This is a genomic window from Pseudomonas sp. Sample_21, from assembly GCF_004307525.1.
Taxonomy (GTDB): Bacteria; Pseudomonadota; Gammaproteobacteria; order Pseudomonadales; family Pseudomonadaceae; genus Aquipseudomonas; species Aquipseudomonas atacamensis.
In genome coordinates this window covers 14,615-38,015 of record NZ_RCNZ01000003.1, presented here as the reverse complement: position 1 = coordinate 38,015, position 23,401 = coordinate 14,615, and the positions used below count along the sequence as shown (strand labels likewise).

The following is a 23,401-nucleotide window of genomic DNA, read 5'->3' as shown; positions in this document are numbered from 1 at the left end:
CCTGTCGCACTCTGGCCCGTCGGCATCTGTCGCCATCGCTGTCGCGTGAAGCTTGCACAGTCTGACCGCCTCGCAGGGCTGCAAGGTTTCCTGAAGCATAATCAGCTTTTGCCAGATATCCACTCGGCCTACGCTTTGACCCAACGCTGCCGGCTCCAGGCGCTCAACCAATCGACCAGAAACACCAGCAACAGCATCGCCAGAATCACCGTACTGGCCTGGGCTTCCTGGAACAGGCTGAGGCTGACATACAGCATCTGGCCCAGGCCGCCGGCGCCGACGAAACCGAGCACGCTGGCCATGCGGATGTTGTTTTCCCAGCGATACAGGCAGTAGGCGAGCAGTTGCGGGGCGAGGTTAGGCAGGGTGCCGTAGCAAAAAGCGAGGATCGGATTGCCGCCCTGCAAGCGAATCGCTTCGGCGGGTTGCGGCGGGGTGTTTTCCAGCGCTTCGGCGAACAGCCGACCGAGTACGCCGGTGGTGTGCAGAGCGAGGGCGAGGGTGCCGGCGTTCGGTCCGAGACCGGCGGCAAGCACCATCAGCGCCGCCCAGACCAGCTCCGGAATCGCCCGCAAGCCGTTGAGCAGCAGACGCGCCGCACTTTGCAGCGGCCAGCCGAAACGCCCGGCAGCGGGCAGCGCGAGAACGATGCCGAACAGCGCCGCAAGCAGGGTGCCGAGGGCTGACATAGCGAGAGTTTCCAGCGAACCGTGGGCGATGGCTTTCAGATACCCGGCGCTCAAGTCGGGACTGAGGAAACGCTGCACATAGCTGCCCATCTGCTTGAGGCTGTTGGCGCTGCCGAGTTCGGCAAGATCCAGTTCCAGATAAGCAAAAGAGGCGACCACCGCGACCGCAATGGCGGCGAGCAGCAGCAGGTTGATCAGGCGCCTCATGTCAGCCTCCAGCGCAGCAAGCGGCTGAGTTGATCGGCGCACAGCACCAGCAGCAGGAATGTCAGCAACATGCTGGCGACTTCACCGCCGGCGAACATGCGGATCGACAGGTCGATCTGTTGCCCCAGGCCACCGGCTCCGACAAAGCCCATCACCACCGAGGCACGGATCGCGCACTCCCAGCGGTAGACGGTGTAGGAGAGCAATTCGGCGGCGACATTCGGCAGCGTGCCGTAGGCAAACGCCGCCAGTCGACCGCTGCCGGCCTGCAACAATGCGTGCGCAGGGCGTTGGTCGGTGGATTCGAAAATTTCTGCGTAGACCTTGCCGAGCATGCCGCTGTAGGTAATGGCGATGGCTAGCACGCCCGCCGCCGGGCCGAGGCCGACCGCGCGCACAAACAACAGCGCCCAGACGATTTCCGGCACGCTGCGCAGAAAGATCAGCAAGCCGCGCACCGGCCAGCGCAGCAAACGCCCGGGCAGGCTCGGCACGCCGCCCCGTGACGCCGCCGAGAGCGACAACGCGCGACTGGCGATCAGACTTGCCGGCACTGCCAGCAGCAACGCCAGGGCCATGCCCGCTGTGGCAATCGCCAGGGTTTGCAGGGTAGCTTTGAGCAGCAGTTGCAGGAACGCTTGATCGTGCGCGGGTGGCCAGAACGCCGAAACGAAACGGCCCATTTCGTTCTGGCTGTCGGCCTGAAACAACACGCCCAGGTCCAGCTCACTGAGCTGAATGCCCGGCCACAGCAGGGCCAGCGCCAGCAGCGTCAGCAACAATCGCGGCCACGCCGCCGGGTCCCGTGAATCGGCCTTCAGCATCGCGGAATCTGCACAATCAAAGGTGCGACCGCTGGCGCTGGCGATTGCAGTTGTTCATTGGCGTACAGCGCATCGAGCTTGTCGCGGCTGACTTCATCAGAAGAACAGTCGAAAAGAATCTGCCCGTCGCGCAGGCCGATGATCCGTGGAAAGTGCGCCAGCGCCAGATCCACCGCGTGCAGGCTCGCCACCAGCGTGACGTTGTGCTCGCGGGCGTGACGCGAAAGGATCGACAGCGTATGGCCGGCAAGCACCGGGTCCATGGCCGATACAGGTTCGTCGGCAAGCAATATTTCCGGCGCCTGATACAGCACCCGCGCAATGCCGACGCGCTGCAATTGCCCGCCGGACAATTGCTGGCAATGGGCGAACAGTTTGTCGCCCAGATCCAGTCGCGCCAACGCCGCGCGAGCGCCTGCCACATCCAGTGGATGCAGCAGGTTCAGCAGACTTTTGCCCAGACTCCACTGACCGAGCTTGCCGGCCAGCACCGCCGTAATCACCCGCTGACGCGGCGGAATCGGCGGCGCCTGATGCACCAGGCCGATGCGCGCACGCAGGCGCTGACGCTGGTGAGCCGACAAGTGCCAGGCGCGTTCGCCGAGCACTTCGATGTCGCCACTGCTGGGCTTGAGCGCAGTCGCCAGCAGATTGAGCAGGCTCGACTTGCCCGCGCCGGACGGGCCGATGATCGCGACCTGTTCGCCAGCGCCGATCTGCACGTCGATGTTGCGAAGGGCATCGACGCCATTGGCATGGCGCAGGCTGCCCTGGGTGAGGCGTAGGGTCATTTCAGCAATTCGGCAGCGCGGGCGGCTTCCTCGATGCCCTTGTAGTTCTCGGGCTTGGTCTCGATGAAGCGACTGGCGGCCTGCAGATCGAGGATCATCTTCTGCTCAGGATTGGCCGGGTCGAGGTCGAGGAAGGCTTGCTTGATTTTCGCGGCCAGCTTCGGATCAAGGGTGCCGCGCACGGTCCAGTTGTAATCGAAGTAGGTCGGGGTGGTGGCGAAGACTTTGACCTTGTTGGTGTCGACCTTGCCGGCGTCGACCAGTTTCTGCCAGACGCTGGCGTTCAACACCCCGGCATCGACCTTGCCGGCCTGCACCCAGGCAACGGTGGCGTCATGCGCGCCGGAGTAGGCGACGCGGCTGAAATAGCCTTCAGGCTTGATGCCGTCGTTCTTCAGCATGAAGTAACGCGGCATCAGGCTGCCGGAGGTGGACGACACCGAACCGAAGGCGAAGGTCTTGCCCTTGAGGTCGGCGAGGCTTTTCACGTTCGGGTCGGCGGTGATGAATTTGCTGGTGAACTGCGCGTCCTGCTCGCGCTGCACCAGCGGGATCACTGGGGTGGTGGCGTCGGTCTTCAAACGTGCCTGCACAAAAGTGAAACCGCCGAGCCAGGCCATGTCGAGGCGATCGGTGGCCAGCGCTTCAACCACGGCCGGGTAGTCAGCGACAGGTACGAACTGCACCTTCATGCCCAACTGCTGCTCAAGATAGGCACCCAGCGGTTCGAACTTGCGCAGCAGCTCGGTCGGGGCTTCGTCGGGAATCGCGCTGACGCGCAACACATCAGCGGCTTGCGTCATCAGGGCAGAAAAGGACAGCGCCAGACCGGCGGTGAGGGCGAGGGTACGCTTGAACATAGAATTCTCCGTTTCGTAAGCGTCAACATTCGAAGGGCCACCGGTAGTCAACGGCGCGCCACGTCAGGGTAGACGAAACGGCGAGGTTATACGCATTCGCGAGGAGATTGGCCAGCCTCCGTGCCGGCGCGGTGTGTCTGTTTGTGTAAGGTTGCAATCAAGCCGCCTCGGGCAGTTTGGCAATCACCTTGATCTCGAAATCGAAACCTGCCAGCCAAGTCACGCCGACAGCGGTGATGGTCGGAAACGGCGCTTCGCCCCAGAACTCCGGTACCACAGTCCAGATCGTTTCGAACGTCGAGTGCGGATCGACCATGAACACGGTGACATCCACCGCATCATCGAAGCTGCAACCGGCCGCAGCGAGGATCGCGTTGAGGTTGTGGAAGGCGGTGCGCACCTGATCGCGCAGATCCGCCTCGGGCGAGCCATCCTCACGGCTGCCGACTTGTCCCGAGACAAACAGGAAACCGTTTGAGCGAATCGCCGGCGAGTAACGGTGACGCTCATACAAGGCATGGCGGGCGGGTGGGAAAACTACATCGCGCTTGGACATGGGGCTGACTCCATCAGGGGTTGATGGGAACGACTTTAGGTATTTGCAGTGCGCGGATAAACGCGCAAGCTTGGCGTTCACTGTTTGCAAATCCCAAACAATCGAGGGGCGCGGATGGACCGGTTCGATGCGATGCAGGCCTTTGCCCGGGTGGTCGAGGCGGGCAGTTTCACCAAAGCTGCCGAAACCTTGCACATGAGCAAGACCACGGTGACGCAACTGGTGCAGCAACTGGAGGCGCGGCTGCGGGTCAAGCTGCTCAACCGCACCACGCGCAAGGTCAACGTCACCGCTGATGGCGCGGCGTATTACGAGCGGGTGATCAAGTTGCTGGCCGACATGGACGACGCCGAAACCAGCCTGCCCGGTGCCGCCGCACGGCCGCGCGGGCGTTTGCGCATCGACGTGCCGAGCCCGTTCGCGCGGCACATTCTGGTGCCAGCCTTGCCGGATTTTCACGCGCGCTACCCGGACATCCAGATCGACATGGGCGTCAGCGACCGCATCGTCGACATCATCGATGAGAACGTCGATTGCGTGGTGCGCGGCGGCGAATTGCTCGACCAATCGTTGATGGCGCGCAAGCTAGCAGATCTGCCCTTGGGTGTTTTCGCCGCGCCGGCTTATCTGGATCGCGAAGGGACGCCTGAGCACCCACTGGAACTGCAAGACTCCCATCACCGCGTCGTCGCTTTCCTCTGGGCTCGCACTGGTAAACCTCTTCCGTACACGTTGCAAAACTGCACCGAGCGCCTGCAGATCAAAGGCCGGCATGTGCTTGCGGTGGATGACGGCAATGCCTATCTGGCGGCAGGGCTGGCGGGCATGGGGGTGTTGTGGTTGCCGACGTATATGTCTGACGCGCATGTGGCGCGCGGAGAGCTCGTGCCGTTGTTTGAGGGCTGGCGCCTGGAAAGCATGCCGCTTTACGTCGCGTATCCGCCGAACCGGCATGTCAGCTTGAAATTGCGGGTGTTTATCGACTGGATTGTGGCGTTAATGGCGTAGGGCTCTGGTGCGCTTATTGCTTTACGTGAAGGCGGGTCGTCAGAAAAACAACCAACCCGGCGACCCGAACGTGCTCGTGATGAGAGGTGCACGTTCGACCCAAGGAGCTATGCGCGTAATGAATATGTACATCGATATCGTCGGCGCCTGCAATCTGAGCTGCCCGTCATGCCCGATGGGTAATTCGGAAAATGCCAATTTCAAGAAAGCCATGCAGCTCGAGATGTTCACGCAGATTGTCGATAAGGCACGGCGTGAAGGGGTCAAGGCGATCTTTTTGTACAACTGGACCGAGCCGTTGATTCACCCGCGCATCGGTGAGTTCGTCGAAATCATTAACGCTGCAGGTCTGCAAAGCGGCATCAGCTCCAACTTGAACTTGGCCAAGAACATTGAAAGCGCGATGCTCGCCAATCCCTGGTTCTTCCGTGTCTCCCTGTCCGGGTTCCACCAGGACACCTACCGCCAAGGCCATGTCGGCGGCGACATCGAAGTGGTCAAGCAGAACATGATCAAGCTGCATGACCTCAAGCAGCGTCACGGCCTGAATACCCTTATCGAGGTCTATTACCACCGCTATCTGGATAACCTCGAAGAAGAGGGGCTGATGCGCGAGTTCAGCGAGCGCCTGGGTTTCAATTTCTCCACCGGCTACTCGGTGATGATGCCGCTGGAAAAAACCTTCGCCATCGTCGAAGACGATGCCTCGGTCACCGACACGGACCGGGAAACCCTCAAGCGCCTGGCGTTGCCACCGTATGCAGACCTGGTCAATCTGGTCAAGCAATACCCCAAACAGGCGTGCACTCTGAAAGATGATTGGCTGGTACTCGATTGCAATGGCAATACCGTGCTGTGCTGCACGATTTTCAATCAGTCTGAATACAGCGTCGGCAAGTATCTGGACATGCCGGTGCAGGAATTGATGAGTCGCAAATCCACGCAAAAGAACTGCGTGGACTTGTGCAACCGCTGCGCGAAGAACGGTCTGCACATCTACTCCGCATCGCCCAACAAGGGGCCGCTGGAAAGTCACGCGGTCAATCGCATCATCGACTTTCAACGACGCACGATTCTCGAACAGCCGATTGATAGCGAACTTCTGGGCCGTACAGGTGAAGTCAGCGCCGAGCATTTCGATGAGGCTCAATATCTGCGACTCAACGCCGACGTAAAGACGGCAATCGCCACAGGCGCCTTCTCCAGTGGCTATCAACACTACGTCCTGTTTGGGCGCCTCGAAGGGCGGCTCGGGGCGGGGTTGAACACGGTCGTTTGACAGATCCGGGGCGACGGCCATGGGTTGTTTGGTGGTGTGGCCCGATGACGTGATTGACTCTTTACCGGTTCCGGCCAACTATCGGCGCACAACAATGTGACCGATGGATTGAAACTTGACCGAACGACGCCAATTCAGCGGAGGCATGAAGGGGAAAAACCTCCGCTATCTGAATGAGCAAAGCGATAACGCGCAGTTGACGCGCACCGGTTTTCTGCTGCTCGAACACTTTTCGCTACCGGCCTTTACGCAGACGCTGGACGCCGTGGTGACCACTAATCTGTTGCGCCCGGGGCTGTTTACCTCGCGCACCTTCGGTCTGGGTGAGGGCGAGGTCATCAGCGACCTGGGGTTGGTGATCCGCCCCGATGCGCGCCTGGACTCAGCAGCGCTCGAGGAATTGGATCTGCTGGTGGTCTGCGGCGGTTATCGCACCGAGTTGCGAGCGAGCGATGGGTTTGTGCATTTGCTCAAACTGGCGGCGGAGCGGGGCGTCAGTCTGGCCGGGTTGTGGAACGGTTCGTGGTTTCTCGGCCGCGCCGGGTTGCTCGACGGCTACCGTTGCGCGATTCACCCGGAACATCGCCCGGCACTGACCGAAATCGCCAAGAGCACCCACGTCAGTAGCGAACCCTTTGTGATCGACCGCGACCGGCTCACCGCGTCGAGCCCGTCGGGGGCTTTCCACATGGCGCTGGACTGGATCAAAAGCCTGCACGGCAAGGCGCTGGTCGAGGGTGTCGAGGACATTCTGGCGTTCGAGGAATCGCGCTACAGGCGGATCAAACCGGATGAAAACATCTGCGTCAGCGCGCCGTTGCGGGAAGTGATCAAGCTGATGGATGCCAACCTCGAAGAGCCGCTTGAGCTGGAACAACTGGCGGTCTACGCCGGCCGCTCACGGCGCCAGCTCGAGCGCTTGTTCAAGGAACAACTGGGCACCACGCCGCAGCGCTACTATCTGGAGCTGCGCATCACCGAAGCCCGCCGCCTGCTGCAACATACCGAGCTGTCGCAGGTGGAAGTATTGGTGGCTTGCGGTTTTGTCTCACCGAGCCATTTCAGCAAGTGCTACAGCTCGTACTTCGGTTATCGGCCTTCGAAGGAAAAACGGCTGGTTAAATAGATCGACCGGTGCAATCCCCAAAAACCCTCACCCCAGCCCTCTCCCAGAGGGAGAGGGAGCCGACCGAGGTATCTTGCGCTGTACATCGACCTGAAAGATGGACGTCGACTTTGGATTCAATACAGCGCTTTCAGGTCGGCGTAAATCTCGAATATCCCCCAATCAGTTCCCTCTCCCTCCGGGAGAGGGCTAGGGTGAGGGGTATTGAGGGCGGGTCTGTCAGAGACGATCAGCATCGATTACAGCTTGCGCAAACGCCGCCGGGCTTTCCTGGGGCAAATTGTGCCCAATCCCACCCTCAATCAATCTGAATTGATATTTGCCGGTAAAACGCTTGGCATAGTCCTCAGGCTTGGGATGTGGCGCTCCATTGGCATCGCCTTCCAGGGTAATCGTCGGCACGCTGATCGACGGGGCAGTCGCAAGCTTCTCTTCCAGCGCGGCATATTTGGCCTCGCCCTGCACCAGGCCCAGCCGCCAGCGGTAGTTGAACACGGTGATCTCGACGTGATCGGGGTTCTGCAACGCTTGGGCGCTGCGGTCGAAGGTTGCGTCGTCGAATTTCCATTGCGGTGAAGCCAGTTGCCAGATCAGTTTGGCGAAGTCGTGGGTGTTCTTTTCATAGCCTGCGCGGCCGCGTTCGGTGGCGAAGTAGAACTGGTACCACCACTGCAATTCGGCTTTCGGCGGCAGTGGATTCTGCCCGGCGGCCTGATTGCCGATCAGATAGCCGCTGACCGCCACCAGCGCCTTGACGCGCTCTGGCCACAGCGCTGCGACGATGCCCGCTGAACGCGCGCCCCAGTCGTAGCCGCCAAGCACTGCTTGCTTGATCTTCAGCGCGTCCATGAAGTCGATGATGTCGCTCGCCAATGCCGCCGGTTGGCCGTTGCGCAGAGTGGCTTTGGACAGGAATTGCGTGTCGCCATAACCCCGTGCATATGGCATCAGCACGCGGTAACCCTTGGCCGCGAGCAGTGGTGCGACTTCGTCATAGCTGTGAATGTCGTAGGGCCAGCCGTGCAGCAGGATCACCACCGGGCCATCGGCAGGACCGGTTTCGGCGTAGGCCACATCGAGCAAGCCTGCCTTGATGTGCTTCAGCGGGCCGAAAGGAGAGGGCGCTGAATAGCTGACGGCGGCCGGTTCAGTGGTTTGCGCCTGAGCGCTGCCGACGGTGCCGAGCAGTGACAGCGCCAGGACTGACAAGCCGAGCGCGGCGGTGATTTTAGAGGTGTGCAGAGCCTGTTTCATGCTGACGTCTCCTTTGCGAGCCTGTGGCCAAGGGGCTGGATGAACCCTTGAAACCCTGGGTGCATTGAAGCGTGGCGAGGTATCTGCTCTGTGTCGCCAGAGAGCGTTTTTGCATTGGGTTGTGTAGCAGCGGGGCGCGTACACAGTGTGATACATGGCGATGAAACGGTGAGTTTTCGCGCGAAAATAATAAGTGGCTGTTTTAAAACAAAAAATATTTCATCTCGGGCTTCCCAAACGAAATGAATGTTGTTAAATTGCGCCCCGTTCTCACAGCGATCCTAACGGAGCCGCTGACCAGAGCTACAGGGGCGTCGCCAAGCGGTAAGGCAGCAGGTTTTGATCCTGCCATGCGTTGGTTCGAATCCAGCCGCCCCTGCCATCTACGAAAAAACGCCAACTTCGCAAGAAGTTGGCGTTTTTTTATGCCTGCGATTTACCGCGCTTGAGCCAAGCAGGCGTGCGCGTTGCCGAAGCACCGCGCACGCCGGTCACTCAGTGCGGTGCGCGCGGGATGGTTTTCATCAGGTCTTCAGGGCTGATGTGGCCGACCACGCTGCCCGGCTGCGGCAGGTTGAGGATGTGGCCTTTCATCTTGCCGATGATGTGCATCTCGCACGGCTTGCAATCGAACTTCAGCGTCAGCACTTCATCGCCGTGGATCAACTGCATCGGCGCGACCTTGGTACGCACACCGGTGACGCCTTTGGCCTGTTTCGGGCACAGGTTGAAGGAGAACCGCAGGCAGTGCTTGGTGATCATCACCGGCACTTCGCCCGGCTCTTCGTGAGCTTCGTACGCCGCGTCGATCAGCTTGACGCCGTGACGGTGGTAGAAGTCGCGCGCCTTCTGGTTGTAGACGTTGGCGAGGAAGGTCAGGTGCGAATCCGGGTACACCGGCGGCGGCGTGGTTTCGGCCTTGCGGCTGCCACGCGGATGCGCGGCGACACGTGCCGCAGTCAGCGCTTCGATGACTTCACGACGCAGGGACTTGAGCTGCGAGTTGGGAATGAAGAACGCTTGCGGCGCATCCAGCTTGATGTCGGTGGCGTGATACTGCGTGGTGCCGAGCTGGCCGAGCAGGTCGCGCAATTGCTCCAGCGCTTGCTCAGGCTTGTTGGCAACACCAAACGGCCCGTTGAGGGTAACGCTGGCGCTGATGCCTTCTTCGCTGGTCGCGGTCACTTCCAGCTGTTCTTCGCGCAGACGAGCGAACCAGCTCAGGGCCACACGACGTTCCGAAGAGGTCTTCTGCAACGCCTGCTGCCAGTTGTGATCGAGGTTGCGATTCAACGGGTGGCTCGGACGCAGCTTGAACAGGCCTTCAGGCATTTCGTTCGGCTCGACGCGGTAGCGGTAGCGCTTCTCGCCGTCTTCTTCGAACTCGCCTTTGGCCTCGGCGATGTTGGCGCGGAAACCGACCACTTCGCGTTTGACCAGTACGTTCAGACCGTCACCGTTGGACAGCGGCTCATGGGTGACGACCTGCATGTCACGCTTGCCGACTTTTTCCACCGTACCGACCGGCAGGCCGGTGAAGGTTGGCGAATCGAAGGCGCCGATGTCGATCTTGCGATCAGTGACGAAATAATCGGTGCTGCCACGGTGGAAGGTCTTTTCCGGATCGGGCAGGAAAAAATGCACAGTACGGCCGCTGGAAGCGCGTGCCAGGTCCGGGCGGTCTTCAAGCACGTCGTCGAGGCGCTGGCGGTAATAGGCAGTGATGTTTTTCACATAGCCCATGTCCTTGTAGCGACCTTCGATCTTGAACGAACGCACGCCGGCCTCGACCAGTGCGCGGATGTTGGCGCTCTGGTTGTTGTCTTTCATCGACAGCAGGTGTTTTTCGTAGGCGATCACGCCACCCTTTTCATCCTTGAGGGTGTAGGGCAAGCGGCACGCCTGGGAGCAGTCGCCACGGTTGGCGCTGCGGCCGGTTTGCGCGTGAGAGATGTTGCACTGGCCGGAGAAGGCCACGCACAGCGCGCCGTGGATGAAGAACTCGATGGCGGCATCGGTTTCATCGGCGATGGCGCGGATTTCTTTCAGGTTCAGCTCACGGGCCAACACCAACTGGGAGAAACCGGCCTGATCGAGGAACTTCGCTCGCTCGAGGGTGCGGATGTCGGTCTGGGTCGAGGCGTGCAGCTCGATCGGCGGAATGTCCAGCTCCATCACGCCCAGATCCTGGACGATCAGCGCATCGACGCCAGCGTCATACAACTGATGGATCAGCTTGCGCGCCGGCTCCAGTTCGTTGTCGTGCAGGATGGTATTGATGGTGGTGAAGATACGCGCGTGGTAACGGCGGGCAAATTCGACCAGTCCGGCGATTTCGCTGACTTCGTTGCAGGCGTTGTGGCGTGCGCCGAAGCTCGGGCCGCCGATGTACACGGCGTCAGCGCCATGCAGGATGGCCTCGCGGGCAATGGCGACATCGCGGGCAGGGCTGAGCAATTCCAGGTGATGCTTGGGCAAGGACATAGTTTTTTTAGTCAGGCGGTCACGGGCAAGGGGCGCATTGTACCTGTGAAACACCAAGGCGGCACCAGCGTGCCGATATCAGGTACGAAGGACCTAGCACAATACGAGGCAATGCATAACTGTAAAGTCTGTCAGTTGTCCGCCCGCGTCCAAAGCGTGAACATCAGGTGGGAGCGGGAAAGTCGCTCTGGCCTATATCACGCAAGACATTGGAGATTAATATCATGAAAGGTAATAACGCCTTCGCGACGATTGGTATCTCGGATTTCGCGTCGTTTAAATCTCGTCCTCGGAAGACGGCCGAGGTGTATTACAAAGCGGTCGTTTCACCCAATCATCCGGGCATTGGCAAGCCAATATTCTCCGCTACTCGGCATCTTTATTTCGGCACAAAGGAAACGTTCAGCGTTATTGGTCAATATTTTACGGACGAGGTGGGTGAGATCATTTCATTTGTGATAGATCGCTCCCTTACGGACGGTACGCATGAAGTTGGCGGGTTCGGAAGTCCCGTGGCGGGAGTGATGACTATGTCGCATGAAATTTTATATGCGAAAACAGGAACGATAGAGTTTGCGCGCAAACACGAAGAAGGTACCGATTCGATTACGGCAACATTCAATTTTGAAGTCGAGCACCGCGGGCAAACATACCGGGTATCAGAAGGTAAACTGTTTGTTGTAGCTAGCGGTCCACTTTGAGTTTTGTGAATAGACCGTTGACGCTAATTCGCTCAACGGGCGAGCCAGCGCTTGCCAAACGGCCCCATCCTGGTGGCTGCTGTGTTTGGCGCGCGCCCTTGAGTATTTCACTGCGTATGTCACACCTCTGAATCGTGGAGGCAGCCTACGCAGTATTTCCGTAAATCAGCCTTTCGCCGCCATCGCCGTCACTTCCACACGCATCCCCTCAACCGCCAGCGAGGCCACGCCTACCGCCGCCCGCACCGGCCAAGGCTTGGCGAAATAGCGTTTGTACACTTCATTGAAAGCCCCGCGATCGCCCATGTCGGTGAGGTAAATGGTCAGGTGCAGCACCCGGTCCATCGAACTGCCGGCACGTTCCAGTGCGACTTTCAGTGCTTGCAGGGTGCACTCGCTCTGCTCGGTGATGCCGCCGAGTTCCAGGCTGCCATCGGCGCGGGTTGGAATCTGCGTGGAAATCATGATGCCGCCGAAGGTGGCAACGTCGGAAGAAATCGAATCGGTGTCGGGATCCGGCGTGAAAATGATGTCTTGATTGGCCATGGGCATCTCTTGTGTGAGTGAATGAAGATTGCGGCAGTTTACAGATTCCCTCCGGCCATGGCCCGGTCAGGTACCGCAACACGTTTGTATAAGCATGTATCAACCCCCAGCCGATACACATGGCAACACCAAACTGCGCCTTCGAGACACATCCGCCCTACATGCCGAGCCCAAAGTAGCCCTCACACCAACACTACGCTCAAGAGGGCATCACCATGTACCGTCCACTGTTTCTGGCTTCTGCCGTTGTCTTCGCCTCCCTGACCGGCTTCGCCCATGCGGCGGATGCGCCGGCAACGAGCTGGCAGAAAGGTCTGAGCCGCACCGATCTGGTTCGTCAGGATCTCGGCGCTGACAATCGCGAAGTGATTCAGGCGCGTATCGATTTCGACGCTGGCGTCACTTCACCTCGGCATGCTCATCCCGGCGTGGAAGTCGCCTATGTCATCAGCGGCACGTTCGAGTATCAGCTCGAAGGGCGGGCGCCGGTGATACTCAAGGCCGGCGATTCGTTGTTCATTCCGGCGGGCGTTGCGCATGTGGCCAAAAACGTTGGCAACGAGAAAGGCGTCGAACTGGCCACTTACGTCGTCCCGAAAGGCGAGCCCCTGCTGATCCTCAAGCCATGAGGCGCCAGTCCGCTATTTCGAGCGCGGCTTGCTCATCGCGCGCTTGATGCGCATCCAGTCCTGATAGGCCGCCGTTCGTTTGGCGTCGGCCATAGCCTTGGCTTCGCTGAAACGGGCCCAGGCTTCAGGATTGTCCGTGTCGTTCTCGATGATTCTGTAAGCCGCTTCTTCGAGCAGATCGGCCTCGCGGAACATCGAGGCATTCTCCGCCATCTCGTCATCCCACGAGCGGCCGAAACCGAATTTCAATGTGCGTTCTGTCATTTCACGTGATCCTCCTCCCAGACCAGAGGTACTGATTCTCGCCATTGCACCTCGGTCACGCCAAAGCGTTCCGCCATCGGTTTGGAAAAACGTTTCAACGGAGGTCGGCCGGGGCGGGGGATGGGCGCGATACCCGCGTCACAACTTGCCCACTGCCACGCTTCGGCATTGTTCATGGTTTTTGTGCGAATGACGAATGACCTGGGCTTCCCGTGAAGCAGGTAATCAATCACGTACAAATCCTCTCCGCTCATACATTTCCTCCGGCTGTTAAGAAGAGGGATATCTGGCGAAATGAATAATTCAGAGAAATTGAAACGGGCGTGATGACCGGCTGGTTGGGCGCTTTGCAGGCCTGTACGGCAGATCGATTCTGTACAAGTTCGTCTGGAATTTTTGGCTGAATTGACGCCTGTTAAGACAGGAACGCGCCCGCTACGACGCGTTATCAAGTGGGACGATCAGGAGTAGATGCAGGAGCAGACAAAGTCCGCGTGAACCTCGGTGTTTTCAATCGCCGTGATAAGGCCTGAATGCATGGCTTCTTCAGGATTGATGATGCGCGGCGCTGCTGTCAGATATTTCTCTGTCTCCAGCGCATTTTTTCCGTTGCTCGTACGCTCGGCGACAATCTGGGCGTAGAGGTGCAAGTCGTAATCCAGGCTCATGGCGTATTCCGACATGCGCGAATGATCGACCGAACCTTGCAGGTGCCAATGAAATGGGTGAAACAGAAATTTGCTGTGGGTACAGGCGGTGCGGCGCTGGCCGGCCAGAAAGACAATGTTGCCCATCGATTCGACTGTTCCCAAATTGTGGGTGTGCACCGGAATAGGTAGGGCCAGCAGGAAGTTATACATGGTGAAACCGTAACTGCATTCGCCGCCCATGGTGGCGATGTTGACGATCAGTCGCGGTGCATCTTCCTTTACGGCGAGCGAGGCTTTATCGATCAATTGGCCGCACGTCGAGGCATTGATCGGGCCGGTGAAGTTGATGACATGAACAGGCATGGCGATTCCCTCGGCTGGTCAGGACTCCTAAGCAATAGCTGTAATTTCGCTTGAATGAAAGTGGGCAGGGGAGCCGCGCTCCCCTGCACCCGACGCATCAACTGTTGCGCCCGCCACCATGGCTGTTTTGACCACCTTTGTGTCCAGCGTCAGAGGCTTTTTCCCGATCGTTGGCAAAGTTGCCGCCGCTGCTCTGGCCGCCCTTGCTGCCAGCTTCGGACGCTCTGTCCCGATCGTTGGCAAAATTGCCACCGCTGTTCTGGGCACCTTTGCTCCCGGCTTCGGAGGCGCGCTCAGGATCATTCTTGAAGTTGCCGCCACTGTTCTGGCCGCCTTTACTGCCGATTTCCTGATAGAACTCTTTATCGTGCGAAGCCGAAGTGGCATCACCACCTTTCTTGCCTGCTTCGTTAACCGACATGCTGCCTTGTTGTTTATCTTGTGCCATTTCAAACTTCCTCATTTTCTTTATATAGGCACTCGGCGAATCAAGGATGCACAAACTACGTGCCGTCGTTGTTCGCGAAATGCTCATAAAGTTTACTGATGTCGTTTGCTTTAGTTGGTCTGGCTTGTCTTGTGACTACAAGTTAGACCTTTGTGCTAAGAGGAGCGCTCATAAGTCGGCGTTGTATCCGGTGTCCGGGAGTTTTCAGAATTTACTGCAAGTTCCCGGCGTTCATAACATTCCTGCTGAACACTTTCCCGGTGCCTTGGACTGATTTGCTGTCGTTCGACACAAGGTGACACCGACGGACTGTCCGACCTGGTCACGTGCGAACTGCGCGCTGCTTCGGGATACACTTCCGCTCCCTTGTTTCGTTGCACTTCGCCTCGTGCAAAAGCCGGTACCGTTCTCATGATTACGCTCCATCAGCTGATTTCAAAGGGCAGCGAGGCTGCCCTTGTACCGCTTGCTCAGGACTTGCGACCGCCGCCGTGGCTGTTCTGCCCGCCTTTGCGGCCAGCCTCGGATGCTTTTTCACGATCATTGGCAAAGTTGCCGCCCGACGACTGACCGCCTTTCTTGCCGGCTTCAGATGCCTTTTCACGATCGTTTGCGAAGTTACCTGGATTTTTATTTCCTGTGGTCATGATAGCTCTCCGATATCAATTAACGTTTCGCTAGTTATGTCCGTTGTCGCACCGGACATCTACTCCGATTACGAGCCGGCGAAAAATGTTTTGAAAATTTTTCCTCAGGCCGATGAACGGTAACTTTGTGATGAAACTTATACAGCCTGCGGTTTTCTGCGCCGCTTCGTATAACTTTTCAAGTTGCTGGTTGATGTGCAAGAGAGGTTGAAGCTTGTTACCGCTTCGCTTCGGATTTCTGACCATTTGTCGGTGCGAAGTTGAACTGTAATCGGCTGAAACTAGAGTCTGTTAAGTGTATGTATATAATTATTCTGAGGACATTGAGATGAACAATCATCACAAGGATCAACCGTTCGCTGAAGACCCACAGAAAATCAAGGAAGCCGGCAAGAAAGGCGAGAGTCCAGTCAACGTGAAAGTTGATCGGGCCGAGAAGGCACGCGTCGGCGGGCAGCACAGCCATGGAGGCGGCCGTACGGGCAAGGGCGACTGAGTCGGTCGGAAAAGTACCAATCGGCGTCCTCTCTGCGCCGATGCAGAGAGGACCTCTACGCTGAGGCCTATCTGAACCGTGGCAACGGCCGGTCGATCGGTTTGAGCGTCGAGAGCGTATCGCGAATCAGCGGCGCATCTTTTTCGATGTCGTGCAGCCGGTCGCGAATGCGCAACGCTGTCGGATGCCCGCCCTGATGATCAACCCAGTCGGCAATTTCTTTACAGGCGGCTGCGAGGCGCGCCTGGCGGGCGTCGAGCAGGGTGAGGAGGGTGGTGATGGACTCTTTTTCGGACATGAAACACCTCCGTTCGCTGAAACGGCTGAGTTGCAACAAAAAGTCCGCGTGGCGCGAACCTTCAGATCAACTATAGAAGACCTGTGTGATCGTGCAAAAAATACCCAGTTCAACTCGTCGGCGAAACCTTTGGAGCGAGCGTTACGCTGGAGATCAAGACGCCTCGCTTACCTCACACATCCGCTCGAGAAACATCGCCAAGGCTACTTCCTCGGCGCGCAGGCCTTTGCGCACGCGCGGACGGGGCAGTTCGGCGAGGGCGCCGAGCATGAAATGTTCGACCACTGCGGGGTGGATGTAGCACTTGCGGCACACCGCCGGCGTGTTGCCCAGCTGTTTGGCGACGTTCTTCACCGCTTCTACCACATGGCGCTTGGCTTCGGTTTCCGACTCATGCTGCAACTCGCGCAGCACCGACAACGCCAGGGCGCTGCCCGCCCAGGTGCGATAGTCCTTGGCGGTGAACGCCGCGCCGGTGAGCTTTTGCAGATAGGCATTGACGTCGGAGGAGGTGACGGTGTGCCGTTCGCCATTTTCATCAAGGTACTGAAACAGGTTCTGCCCGGGGATCTCCAGGCAGCGCTTGATGATTCGCGCCAGGCGACGATCCTTGACGGTGATCTGGTGCTCGATGCCGCTCTTGCCACGGAACTGGAACAGGATCGCGCTGCCGTTGACCTCGACGTGGCGGCTACGCAACGTGGTCAGGCCATAGGAGCGGTTGTCCCGCGCATATTGAGTATTGCCGACGCGGATCAGCGTGGCGTCGAGCAAGGTAATCACCGTGGCCATGACCTTGTCGCGGCTGAAGCCCGGCTCATCGAGCAGCGCCTCGAGCTTGCGCCGCAGTTTGGGCAGGGCCATGCCGAAGTCGCGCAGGCGCGAGTATTTGTCGGCGGCGCGCACTTCGCGCCAGCGGGCGTGATAACGGTACTGTTTACGCCCGCGTGCATCACGGCCGGTGGCCTGCAAATGGCCGCACGGGTCGGCGCAGATCCATACATCGGTGTAGGCCGGTGGTACCGCGAGGGCATTGATGCGTTTGATTTCGTCCGGGTCGGTGATGCGCTGGCCCGACGGTTCGAAATAGACGAACTTGCCGCGCAGTTTTTTCCGGGTGATACCAGGCTGAGTGTCATCGACGTAATGCAGATCGGCGGGCAGAGCATCTGTCAGCACGGTATCGGGCATGGCGGTTTCCTTCGGTCATACGGCAGTCTGTAACTGATTGACCGCAGGCGCCGGCCGTCGTGCCGAATGATTTACGCGAGCACCGCCACCGCCTTGATCTGTGCCCACAGACGCTGGCCCGGATGCACGGCCAATTGATCACGGGAGAAGCGGGTGATCCGCGCCAGCAGCGGTGTGCCACCGGCATCGAGACGGATGAGCACATGGGCGCTGTTGTCAGCCGCCTGTTCACTGATCACCGTAACCGGCAGACGATTGAGAATGCTGCTGGCTGCATCATTGTTCAGCGCCAGGCTGATGTCACGCGCGTGCACTTTGCAGCGCAGAGCCTGGCCCACGGCCATCGGCGCATGGGTGACGCGAATGTTCATTGCAGTGGCCGGCAGTTGCAGGCTGAGCAATTGATAGGTGGCGTCGTAGGCGCTGACCTGGCCTTCGATGATTACCCCGGCGTCATCGCCCATTGCCAAGGGCAGATCCAGGCGTGCGAGGGTCTCGCCGATCGGGCCGCTGGCGAGGGCTTTGCCATCACGGAGCAATACCAAATGATCGGCCAGACGCGCGACTTCATCCTGCGCATGGCTGACGTACAGCAGCGGAATATCCAGTTCGTCATGCAGGCGTTGCAGGTACGGCAAGATTTCGCTTTTGCGCCGACTGTCGAGAGCCGCCAGCGGTTCGTCCATCAGCAACAGTTTCGGGCTGGTCAGCAGGGCGCGGGCGATGCCGACGCGCTGTCGTTCGCCGCCGGACAGATGCTGTGGATGACGCTCGAGCAAATGGCTGATACCGAGCAGTTCTGTGGCCTGGTTCATATCGACCCGGCGTTGCGACTTGGCGATGCGTTTGAGACCAAACTCCAGATTGGCCAGCACCGAAAGATGCGGGAACAGGCTGGCTTCCTGAAACACATAGCCAAGCGCACGCTTGTGCGGCGGGACGAAAATGCCCTTGGCACTGTCCTGCCAGATCTCGTCGTTGATCTGCACAAAACCCTCCTCGGCGCGCTCCAGCCCGGCGATGCAGCGCAGACAGGTGGTTTTGCCCGAGCCGGAATCACCAAACAGCGCGGTGACGCCGCGGCCCGGCACTTGCAGGTCGACATCCAGTTCAAACCCCGGATAAGTGCGTTTCAGGCGTACATCAATCATCGATCAGCTCCAGCCTGCGCGGGTCTTGCGGCTGGAGTACAGCGCCAGCAACACCAGAAACGAAAACACCAGCATCGCCGCGGACAGCCAGTGCGCCTGGGCATATTCCAGCGCTTCGACATGGTCGTAAATCTGCACCGAGACCACGCGGGTCTTGTCGGGGATGTTGCCGCCGATCATCAGCACCACGCCGAACTCACCCACGGTGTGGGCGAAGCCGAGGATCGCTGCGGTGACGAAGCCGGGGCGCGCCAGCGGCAGGATCACGCTGAAGAACGTGTCCCAGGGATTGGCGCGCAAGGTCGCCGCGACTTCGAGCGGGCGGGTGCCAACCGCCGAGAAAGCGTTTTGCAGCGGTTGCACCACGAACGGCATGGAGTAGATCACCGAACCGATGACCAGCCCGGTGAAACTGAACGTCAACGTGCCCAGCCCCAGCCATTGAGTGAACTGACCGAGAAAACCGTGCGGCCCCAGCGCCAGCAGCAGATAAAAACCGATCACCGTCGGCGGCAGCACCAGCGGCAGGGCAACGATGGCGCCGATCGGCCCGCGCAACCACGACGAGGTGCGCGATAGCCACAGCGCGATCGGCGTGCCGATCACCAGCAGGATCGCAGTGGTCAGTGACGCCAGTTTCAGGGTCAGCCAGATCGCGGCGAAGTCGGCACTGGTCAGCGACATTTACAGTTCATATCCGAAGGATTTGATCACCGCAGCGGCTTTCGGCCCTTTGAGGTAATCGACCAGCGCCTTGGCAGCGGCGCTGTCCCGGCCCTTGTTCAAGATCACCGCGTCCTGTTTGATCGGATCATGCAGAGCGGCCGGGACAATCCATGCCGAGCCACTGCTGACTTTGCCGTCCTTGTAGATTTGCGACAGGGCGACGAAGCCCAGTTCGGCGTTGCCGGTGGAGACAAACTGGTAGGCCTGCGTGATGTTCTGGCCTTCGACGATTTTGCTTTTCGTGGCTTCTCTCAACTGGAGTTTTTCCAGCACCTGGGTGGCGGCGAGACCGTATGGCGCAGCTTTTGGATTGGCGATCGCAAGGTGTTGGTATTGGTTGGTTTTCAACACTGCGCCCTGCGCATCTACGTAGTCTTCTTTCGCTGACCACAGCGCTAGCGTGCCGATGGCGTAGGTGAAGCGCGAACCTTTGACGGTTTCGCCTTCCTGCTCAAGCTTTGCCGGGGTCGCGTCGTCAGCAGCGAGGAACACTTGGAAGGGCGCACCGTTTTTGATCTGGGTGTAGAACTGGCCGGTGGCGCCGTAAGCGGCGACCAGTTTGTGGCCGGTGTCTTTTTCGAAGTCGGCAGCGATGGCTTGGATTGGCGCGGTGAAGTTGGCGGCGACCGCCACTTGCACTTCGTCAGCTTGCGCGGCGCCGATGCTGAAAAATGCTAGGAATGAGGCGAGGCAGACAGGGGCGAGGCGTGTGGCAGCAAGTGTCATGTAAAGGCTCCGTGATCCGCGGTAAATGCTTTGCTTTGGATAACGCCGATACACGGGCGCAATCGCTGTATACGGAAATATATAGCGATACGTCGCCAAGTGGCGAGGGAATAAATCCGCTCGCCGCGTAAATTCAATGACGGTTGAGTTTCGCCAAGGCGCCTTCGGCGAGTTGCCGGGTCAGTTCAGCGCTGCCGATATCCTTGCCGAGCTTGAGCGCCTGTCCGGCCCAGAGGTTGGCAAAATCGGCGTCATCCTTGGCCCGCAGCGGCATCAGCGCACCGCCAGCCAAGGGGAAGGCCGGCGCCTGCGCTGACATCGGGCCGAGTTCACGCATCGCCCGATTGACAATGCCCCGTGCCGGGCGTCCGGTAAAAATGTTGGTGATGGCGGTCTGGCTTTCCTTGGCGGTGCGCAGGGCCTTGTGGTGTGAGGCGCTGACTTTGGCTTCCGGCGTGAACAGGTACGCCGTACCAACTTGCACCGCCGAGGCGCCGAGCATCAACGCCGCTGCAACACCCCGCGCATCGCTGATCGCGCCCGCCGCGATCACCGGCACTTTCACCGCGTCGACCACCTGCGGCACCAGGGCGAAGGTGCCGACCTGGGTGCTCAGATCATCGCTGAGAAACATCCCGCGATGGCCACCGGCCTCATAACCCATGGCGATAATCGCATCGCAGCCGTGTTGCTCCAGCCAGATCGCTTCTTCGACCGTAGTCGCAGACGAAAGGATTTTCGCCCCGGTCGCCTTGACCCGATCGAGCAGATTTTTCTCCGGCAGCCCGAAATGAAAACTCACCACTTCGGGACGGAATTCTTCGAGCACGGCACACGCGGCCTCGTCAAACGGTGCGCGATTGGACACTGGCGTCGGCGCCTCGAAATCGGCACCGAGTTCGCGGTAGTAAGGTTCGAGCAGATTTTTCCAGTCCCGGGCTCGCTGTTCATCTGGCGCCGGTGGCTGGTGGCAGAAGAAATTGACGTTGAACGGCTTGGTGGTGTGCTGGCGAATCGTCTTCAGTTCTTCGCGCAGTTGCTCGCTACTCAGCATCGCTGCCGGCATTGAACCGAGGCCGCCGGCATTGCACACGGCAATCACCATCGAAGAGTTGGTCGCACCGGCCATCGGGCCCTGGATGATCGGCAGTTCGATACCGAGAAGATCAAGGATGCGGGTGTCTGGCCACTGGCTCATATAGCAAATCTCCGAACGATGAAACGGGCAGGGACGGCACGCGTTTTTTAACAGCAAACCCGGATGCGGGGCCAGTCTGAAATTCTGAACATCACGTGCAGTTTTTCAGCGTCGGTGCGGGTGGCTTGGCGAAAGTCGAGTGTGGCAATGTGTTGCGATGTGCTATTTCAAGGCATGCTTGTTTCAAATCATTTTCGAGAGGCCGTCATGTTCAATGCCATTCTGATCGACAAAGACGACAGCGGTTATCGCGCCAACCTGCAGCAAATCGATGAGCAGCAACTGCCCGAAGGCAATGTCAGCGTGAACGTCGCGTACAGCACCCTGAATTTCAAAGACGGCCTGGCGATTACCGGCAGCAGCCCGGTGGTGCGCAAGTTTCCCATGGTGCCGGGGATCGACCTAGCGGGGACCGTCGAGTCCAGTACGCATGGAGATTTCAAGACGGGCGATCGGGTGCTGCTCAACGGTTGGGGCGTCGGTGAAAGCCACTGGGGCGGACTGGCGCAAAAGGCCCGGCTCAACGGTGACTGGCTGATTCCACTGCCCGAAGCTTTCACCCCGGCGCAAGCCATGGCCATCGGCACCGCCGGCTACACGGCGATGCTGTGCATTCTGGCGCTGGAGCGCCATGGCGTGACGCCGGATCACGGTGAAGTGTTGGTCACTGGCGCCAACGGCGGGGTCGGCAGCTTTGCCATCGCCTTGCTCAGCAAGTTGGGATACCGCGTGGTGGCATCCACCGGCCGCGTGTCCGAGCATGAATATCTGGAGCAATTGGGCGCTGCCGAAATCATCGATCGCGCCACCTTGTCCGAACCGGGCAAGCCATTGGCGAAGGAGCGTTGGGCGGCGGTGGTCGATTCGGTCGGCAGCCATACATTGGCCAACGCTTGCGCCAGCACGCGTTCGGAAGGCGTGGTTGCGGCATGCGGGTTGGCGCAAGGCATGGATTTCCTGGCCTCGGTAGCGCCGTTCATTCTGCGCGGCGTGACGCTGGCTGGAATCAACAGCGTGACCCAGCCCAAAGCACGCCGTATCGAGGCCTGGGACCGGCTGGCCAAGGATCTGGATATCTCATTGCTGCAATTGATCAGTCACGAAATCAGTTTGAGCGAAGCCCTTGAGGCTGCGCCCAAACTGCTCGCCGGGAAACTGCGGGGCAGGGTGGTGGTCGACGTCAATCGTTGAGTTCGCGCTCAAGCAGTTGGCGTTTGCGCTCGACGCCCCAGCGGTAGCCGGAAAGGTTGCCATCGCTGCGTACCACGCGGTGGCAGGGAATCGCCACCGCCAGGCGGTTGGCCCCGCAAGCCTGGGCCACCGCACGCATCGAAGTCGGCGCGCCGATACGTTGCGCGATTTCGGCATAACTGGCGGTGCGGCCTGCGGGAATCTCCCGCAGCGCCTGCCAGACGCGCTCCTGAAACGCGGTGCCGCGTATATCCAGCGGCAAGTTCAGGCCTTTCGCCGGTGCTTCGACAAAGCCGACGACGCTGGCAATCAACTGTTCAAATTCGCGGTCGGCGCCGATCAGGTTGGCCTTGCGAAACTGATCCTGCAGGTTGCAGACCAGTTGATGCGGATCGTCGCCGAGCAGAATCGCGCAGATCCCACGTTCGCTTTGCGCCACCAGAATCGCCCCAAGCGAGCATTGGCCAACGGCAAAGCGAATGTCGTTGTTCTGCCCGGCGGCGCGGTAATCGGTGGGCTTCATGCCCAGCAGTTGATCGGCTGATTCGTAAAAACGGCTGTTGGAGTTAAATCCGGCGTCATACAGCGCGTCGGTCACCGAGCCGCCGTCCGCCAGGCGCGCACGCAGCTTGCGTGAACGATTCGCCATGGCGTAAGCCTTGGGCGTCAGGCCTGTCGCAGCTTTGAATACTCGATGGAAATGAAAAGGGCTGAGGCCGGCGCTCGCCGCGAGGCTGTCGAGCGCGGGCAATGTCTCGCACGCTTCGATTTGCCGGCAGGCCGCTGCGATGATCGCCGCGTGCTGCGCGTCATTCTGGTCCTTGCTGGCGCGTTTGCTTGCCCGGTATCCCGCTGCTTCGGCCATTTCGGCGGTGTCGAAAAACTCGACATTCTGCGGTTTGGGCAGGCGCGCAAGGCTGCTCGGTCGGCAATAAACGCCGGTGGTTTTTACTGCGTAGACAAACTGCCCGTCCGCACGCGGATCGCGCGCAACCACGGCAGCCCAGCGTGGATCGTCTTCAGTTCTGATCGTCTTCGAAAGCGTGTCCATGAGAGGGAATCCGTTGACCTGTTTGAGTCAGGTTAACCAGCATCGTA

General features: G+C 59.5%; 27 protein-coding genes and 1 tRNA gene. 8 read left to right on the top strand and 20 right to left on the bottom strand.

Translation table 11 applies throughout. The features are described 5' to 3' along the window. Positions 1-128 precede the first annotated feature (128 nt). From phnE to D8U71_RS00590, 5 genes are all read right to left on the bottom strand, one after another. Positions 129-896, bottom strand: coding sequence for a phosphonate ABC transporter, permease protein PhnE (gene phnE, locus D8U71_RS00610; RefSeq protein ID WP_016774956.1), 768 nt, complete (start codon positions 894-896; stop codon positions 129-131). Then, the gene (locus D8U71_RS00605; protein WP_024013147.1) at positions 893-1,720 is read right to left on the bottom strand and encodes an ABC transporter permease; all 828 of its coding nucleotides are present in this window, start codon (positions 1,718-1,720) and stop codon (positions 893-895) included. The genes phnE and D8U71_RS00605 overlap by 4 nt, the downstream gene beginning before the upstream one ends. Further along, on the bottom strand, positions 1,714-2,511 hold the full coding sequence (locus D8U71_RS00600) for an ATP-binding cassette domain-containing protein (RefSeq protein ID WP_130886948.1): 798 nt from the start codon (positions 2,509-2,511) through the stop codon (positions 1,714-1,716). Before D8U71_RS00600 ends, D8U71_RS00605 begins: the two co-directional genes overlap by 7 nt. Further along, entirely contained in the window at positions 2,508-3,371 is an 864-nt protein-coding gene (locus D8U71_RS00595; protein WP_130886947.1) for a putative selenate ABC transporter substrate-binding protein, read from the bottom strand. The genes D8U71_RS00600 and D8U71_RS00595 overlap by 4 nt, the downstream gene beginning before the upstream one ends. Positions 3,372-3,528: 157 nt before the next feature. Further along, positions 3,529-3,927: a RidA family protein gene (locus D8U71_RS00590; protein WP_041480136.1), complete on the bottom strand. Its 399-nt coding sequence runs from the start codon at positions 3,925-3,927 to the stop codon at positions 3,529-3,531. 114 nt (positions 3,928-4,041) lie between these two features. On the opposite strand from D8U71_RS00590, the gene D8U71_RS00585 reads away from it, so the two are divergent. The 3 genes from D8U71_RS00585 to D8U71_RS00575 all read left to right on the top strand — a co-directional run bounded on the left by D8U71_RS00585 (position 4,042) and on the right by D8U71_RS00575 (position 7,340). Continuing rightward, positions 4,042-4,935, top strand: a complete 894-nt coding sequence (locus tag D8U71_RS00585; protein ID WP_130886946.1) for a LysR family transcriptional regulator — start codon at positions 4,042-4,044, stop codon at positions 4,933-4,935. 118 nt (positions 4,936-5,053) lie between these two features. Beyond that, a complete protein-coding gene (locus D8U71_RS00580; protein WP_130886945.1) occupies positions 5,054-6,214 on the top strand; it encodes a radical SAM protein in 1,161 nt (386 codons plus the stop codon). A gap of 115 nt (positions 6,215-6,329) precedes the next feature. After that, entirely contained in the window at positions 6,330-7,340 is a 1,011-nt protein-coding gene (locus D8U71_RS00575) for a GlxA family transcriptional regulator (RefSeq protein ID WP_177421646.1), read from the top strand. A gap of 219 nt (positions 7,341-7,559) precedes the next feature. Here the strand turns inward: D8U71_RS00575 and D8U71_RS00570 are convergent, their stop codons facing one another. Beyond that, the gene (locus D8U71_RS00570; protein WP_130886944.1) at positions 7,560-8,594 is read right to left on the bottom strand and encodes an alpha/beta hydrolase; all 1,035 of its coding nucleotides are present in this window, start codon (positions 8,592-8,594) and stop codon (positions 7,560-7,562) included. A gap of 307 nt (positions 8,595-8,901) precedes the next feature. Here D8U71_RS00570 and D8U71_RS00565 point away from each other — a divergent pair. Continuing rightward, positions 8,902-8,976: transfer RNA gene (locus D8U71_RS00565), tRNA-Gln, on the top strand. A 113-nt stretch (positions 8,977-9,089) separates the two neighbouring features. Here the strand turns inward: D8U71_RS00565 and D8U71_RS00560 are convergent. After that, the gene (locus D8U71_RS00560) at positions 9,090-11,078 is read right to left on the bottom strand and encodes a U32 family peptidase (RefSeq protein ID WP_130886943.1); all 1,989 of its coding nucleotides are present in this window, start codon (positions 11,076-11,078) and stop codon (positions 9,090-9,092) included. Positions 11,079-11,302: 224 nt separating this feature from the next. Here D8U71_RS00560 and D8U71_RS00555 point away from each other — a divergent pair, with 224 nt between their 5' ends. Beyond that, positions 11,303-11,779, top strand: a complete 477-nt coding sequence (locus D8U71_RS00555) for a hypothetical protein (protein WP_122698153.1) — start codon at positions 11,303-11,305, stop codon at positions 11,777-11,779. 165 nt (positions 11,780-11,944) lie between these two features. On the opposite strand, the gene D8U71_RS00550 is transcribed toward D8U71_RS00555, so the two are convergent. Then, positions 11,945-12,325 (bottom strand): RidA family protein, encoded by a 381-nt coding sequence (locus D8U71_RS00550; protein WP_016774944.1) that lies wholly within the window; start codon positions 12,323-12,325, stop codon positions 11,945-11,947. 215 nt (positions 12,326-12,540) lie between these two features. On the opposite strand from D8U71_RS00550, the gene D8U71_RS00545 reads away from it, so the two are divergent. Next, entirely contained in the window at positions 12,541-12,954 is a 414-nt protein-coding gene (locus D8U71_RS00545) for a cupin domain-containing protein (protein ID WP_016774943.1), read from the top strand. 12 nt (positions 12,955-12,966) lie between these two features. Here D8U71_RS00545 and D8U71_RS00540 read toward each other — a convergent pair whose 3' ends face one another. From D8U71_RS00540 to D8U71_RS00520, 5 genes are all read right to left on the bottom strand, one after another. Continuing rightward, positions 12,967-13,218 carry a hypothetical protein gene (locus tag D8U71_RS00540; protein ID WP_024013135.1) on the bottom strand — a complete coding sequence of 84 codons (252 nt, stop codon included), beginning with the start codon at positions 13,216-13,218 and terminating at the stop codon, positions 12,967-12,969. After that, positions 13,215-13,472 carry a DUF6555 family protein gene (locus D8U71_RS00535; RefSeq protein ID WP_016774941.1) on the bottom strand — a complete coding sequence of 86 codons (258 nt, stop codon included), beginning with the start codon at positions 13,470-13,472 and terminating at the stop codon, positions 13,215-13,217. Before D8U71_RS00535 ends, D8U71_RS00540 begins: the two co-directional genes overlap by 4 nt. Before the next feature lie 207 nt (positions 13,473-13,679). Further along, positions 13,680-14,231 carry an ATP-dependent Clp protease proteolytic subunit gene (locus tag D8U71_RS00530; protein WP_016774940.1) on the bottom strand — a complete coding sequence of 184 codons (552 nt, stop codon included), beginning with the start codon at positions 14,229-14,231 and terminating at the stop codon, positions 13,680-13,682. Positions 14,232-14,328: 97 nt separating this feature from the next. After that, positions 14,329-14,679, bottom strand: coding sequence for a general stress protein (locus D8U71_RS00525; RefSeq protein WP_130886959.1), 351 nt, complete (start codon positions 14,677-14,679; stop codon positions 14,329-14,331). Positions 14,680-15,149: 470 nt separating this feature from the next. Beyond that, positions 15,150-15,326 (bottom strand): general stress protein, encoded by a 177-nt coding sequence (locus D8U71_RS00520; RefSeq protein ID WP_016774938.1) that lies wholly within the window; start codon positions 15,324-15,326, stop codon positions 15,150-15,152. A 328-nt stretch (positions 15,327-15,654) separates the two neighbouring features. Between D8U71_RS00520 and D8U71_RS00515 the strand changes: the two genes are divergently transcribed. Next, complete coding sequence (locus D8U71_RS00515; protein ID WP_125927559.1) at positions 15,655-15,822, top strand: general stress protein; 168 nt, start codon at positions 15,655-15,657, stop codon at positions 15,820-15,822. Between the two features lie 67 nt (positions 15,823-15,889). Here D8U71_RS00515 and D8U71_RS00510 read toward each other — a convergent pair whose 3' ends face one another. The 6 genes from D8U71_RS00510 to D8U71_RS00485 all read right to left on the bottom strand — a co-directional run bounded on the left by D8U71_RS00510 (position 15,890) and on the right by D8U71_RS00485 (position 21,112). Beyond that, the gene (locus D8U71_RS00510) at positions 15,890-16,120 is read right to left on the bottom strand and encodes a hypothetical protein (RefSeq protein ID WP_016774936.1); all 231 of its coding nucleotides are present in this window, start codon (positions 16,118-16,120) and stop codon (positions 15,890-15,892) included. A gap of 153 nt (positions 16,121-16,273) precedes the next feature. Beyond that, a complete protein-coding gene (locus tag D8U71_RS00505; protein WP_130886942.1) occupies positions 16,274-17,311 on the bottom strand; it encodes a DNA topoisomerase IB in 1,038 nt (345 codons plus the stop codon). A gap of 71 nt (positions 17,312-17,382) precedes the next feature. Continuing rightward, positions 17,383-18,462 carry a molybdenum ABC transporter ATP-binding protein gene (modC, locus tag D8U71_RS00500; protein WP_130886941.1) on the bottom strand — a complete coding sequence of 360 codons (1,080 nt, stop codon included), beginning with the start codon at positions 18,460-18,462 and terminating at the stop codon, positions 17,383-17,385. Between the two features lie 3 nt (positions 18,463-18,465). Further along, positions 18,466-19,146, bottom strand: coding sequence for a molybdate ABC transporter permease subunit (gene modB / locus D8U71_RS00495; protein WP_130886940.1), 681 nt, complete (start codon positions 19,144-19,146; stop codon positions 18,466-18,468). After that, positions 19,147-19,914: a molybdate ABC transporter substrate-binding protein gene (gene modA / locus D8U71_RS00490; protein ID WP_130886939.1), complete on the bottom strand. Its 768-nt coding sequence runs from the start codon at positions 19,912-19,914 to the stop codon at positions 19,147-19,149. 133 nt (positions 19,915-20,047) lie between these two features. Beyond that, complete coding sequence (locus D8U71_RS00485) at positions 20,048-21,112, bottom strand: nitronate monooxygenase family protein (protein ID WP_130886938.1); 1,065 nt, start codon at positions 21,110-21,112, stop codon at positions 20,048-20,050. A gap of 207 nt (positions 21,113-21,319) precedes the next feature. On the opposite strand from D8U71_RS00485, the gene D8U71_RS00480 reads away from it, so the two are divergent. After that, positions 21,320-22,303: an MDR family oxidoreductase gene (locus D8U71_RS00480; RefSeq protein ID WP_130886937.1), complete on the top strand. Its 984-nt coding sequence runs from the start codon at positions 21,320-21,322 to the stop codon at positions 22,301-22,303. Here the strand turns inward: D8U71_RS00480 and ada are convergent. Next, the gene (gene ada / locus D8U71_RS00475; protein WP_130886936.1) at positions 22,293-23,354 is read right to left on the bottom strand and encodes a bifunctional DNA-binding transcriptional regulator/O6-methylguanine-DNA methyltransferase Ada; all 1,062 of its coding nucleotides are present in this window, start codon (positions 23,352-23,354) and stop codon (positions 22,293-22,295) included. The genes D8U71_RS00480 and ada overlap by 11 nt on opposite strands. Positions 23,355-23,401 lie beyond the last annotated feature (47 nt).

Coding starts and splice junctions, on each gene's coding strand:
- D8U71_RS00510 (WP_016774936.1), bottom strand. CDS start 16,120: ATGTCCGAAAAAGAGTCCATCACCACCCTCCTCACCCTGCTCGACGCC.
- D8U71_RS00520 (WP_016774938.1), bottom strand. CDS start 15,326: ATGACCACAGGAAATAAAAATCCAGGTAACTTCGCAAACGATCGTGAA.
- ada (WP_130886936.1), bottom strand. CDS start 23,354: ATGGACACGCTTTCGAAGACGATCAGAACTGAAGACGATCCACGCTGG.
- D8U71_RS00550 (WP_016774944.1), bottom strand. CDS start 12,325: ATGGCCAATCAAGACATCATTTTCACGCCGGATCCCGACACCGATTCG.
- D8U71_RS00540 (WP_024013135.1), bottom strand. CDS start 13,218: ATGACAGAACGCACATTGAAATTCGGTTTCGGCCGCTCGTGGGATGAC.
- D8U71_RS00600 (WP_130886948.1), bottom strand. CDS start 2,511: ATGACCCTACGCCTCACCCAGGGCAGCCTGCGCCATGCCAATGGCGTC.
- modB (WP_130886940.1), bottom strand. CDS start 19,146: ATGTCGCTGACCAGTGCCGACTTCGCCGCGATCTGGCTGACCCTGAAA.
- phnE (WP_016774956.1), bottom strand. CDS start 896: ATGAGGCGCCTGATCAACCTGCTGCTGCTCGCCGCCATTGCGGTCGCG.
- D8U71_RS00525 (WP_130886959.1), bottom strand. CDS start 14,679: ATGGCACAAGATAAACAACAAGGCAGCATGTCGGTTAACGAAGCAGGC.
- D8U71_RS00535 (WP_016774941.1), bottom strand. CDS start 13,472: ATGAGCGGAGAGGATTTGTACGTGATTGATTACCTGCTTCACGGGAAG.
- D8U71_RS00560 (WP_130886943.1), bottom strand. CDS start 11,078: ATGTCCTTGCCCAAGCATCACCTGGAATTGCTCAGCCCTGCCCGCGAT.
- modA (WP_130886939.1), bottom strand. CDS start 19,914: ATGACACTTGCTGCCACACGCCTCGCCCCTGTCTGCCTCGCCTCATTC.
- D8U71_RS00590 (WP_041480136.1), bottom strand. CDS start 3,927: ATGTCCAAGCGCGATGTAGTTTTCCCACCCGCCCGCCATGCCTTGTAT.
- D8U71_RS00530 (WP_016774940.1), bottom strand. CDS start 14,231: ATGCCTGTTCATGTCATCAACTTCACCGGCCCGATCAATGCCTCGACG.
- D8U71_RS00585 (WP_130886946.1), top strand. CDS start 4,042: ATGGACCGGTTCGATGCGATGCAGGCCTTTGCCCGGGTGGTCGAGGCG.
- D8U71_RS00545 (WP_016774943.1), top strand. CDS start 12,541: ATGTACCGTCCACTGTTTCTGGCTTCTGCCGTTGTCTTCGCCTCCCTG.
- D8U71_RS00555 (WP_122698153.1), top strand. CDS start 11,303: ATGAAAGGTAATAACGCCTTCGCGACGATTGGTATCTCGGATTTCGCG.
- D8U71_RS00605 (WP_024013147.1), bottom strand. CDS start 1,720: ATGCTGAAGGCCGATTCACGGGACCCGGCGGCGTGGCCGCGATTGTTG.
- D8U71_RS00595 (WP_130886947.1), bottom strand. CDS start 3,371: ATGTTCAAGCGTACCCTCGCCCTCACCGCCGGTCTGGCGCTGTCCTTT.
- D8U71_RS00580 (WP_130886945.1), top strand. CDS start 5,054: ATGAATATGTACATCGATATCGTCGGCGCCTGCAATCTGAGCTGCCCG.
- D8U71_RS00485 (WP_130886938.1), bottom strand. CDS start 21,112: ATGAGCCAGTGGCCAGACACCCGCATCCTTGATCTTCTCGGTATCGAA.
- D8U71_RS00515 (WP_125927559.1), top strand. CDS start 15,655: ATGAACAATCATCACAAGGATCAACCGTTCGCTGAAGACCCACAGAAA.
- D8U71_RS00505 (WP_130886942.1), bottom strand. CDS start 17,311: ATGCCCGATACCGTGCTGACAGATGCTCTGCCCGCCGATCTGCATTAC.
- modC (WP_130886941.1), bottom strand. CDS start 18,462: ATGATTGATGTACGCCTGAAACGCACTTATCCGGGGTTTGAACTGGAT.
- D8U71_RS00480 (WP_130886937.1), top strand. CDS start 21,320: ATGTTCAATGCCATTCTGATCGACAAAGACGACAGCGGTTATCGCGCC.
- D8U71_RS00570 (WP_130886944.1), bottom strand. CDS start 8,594: ATGAAACAGGCTCTGCACACCTCTAAAATCACCGCCGCGCTCGGCTTG.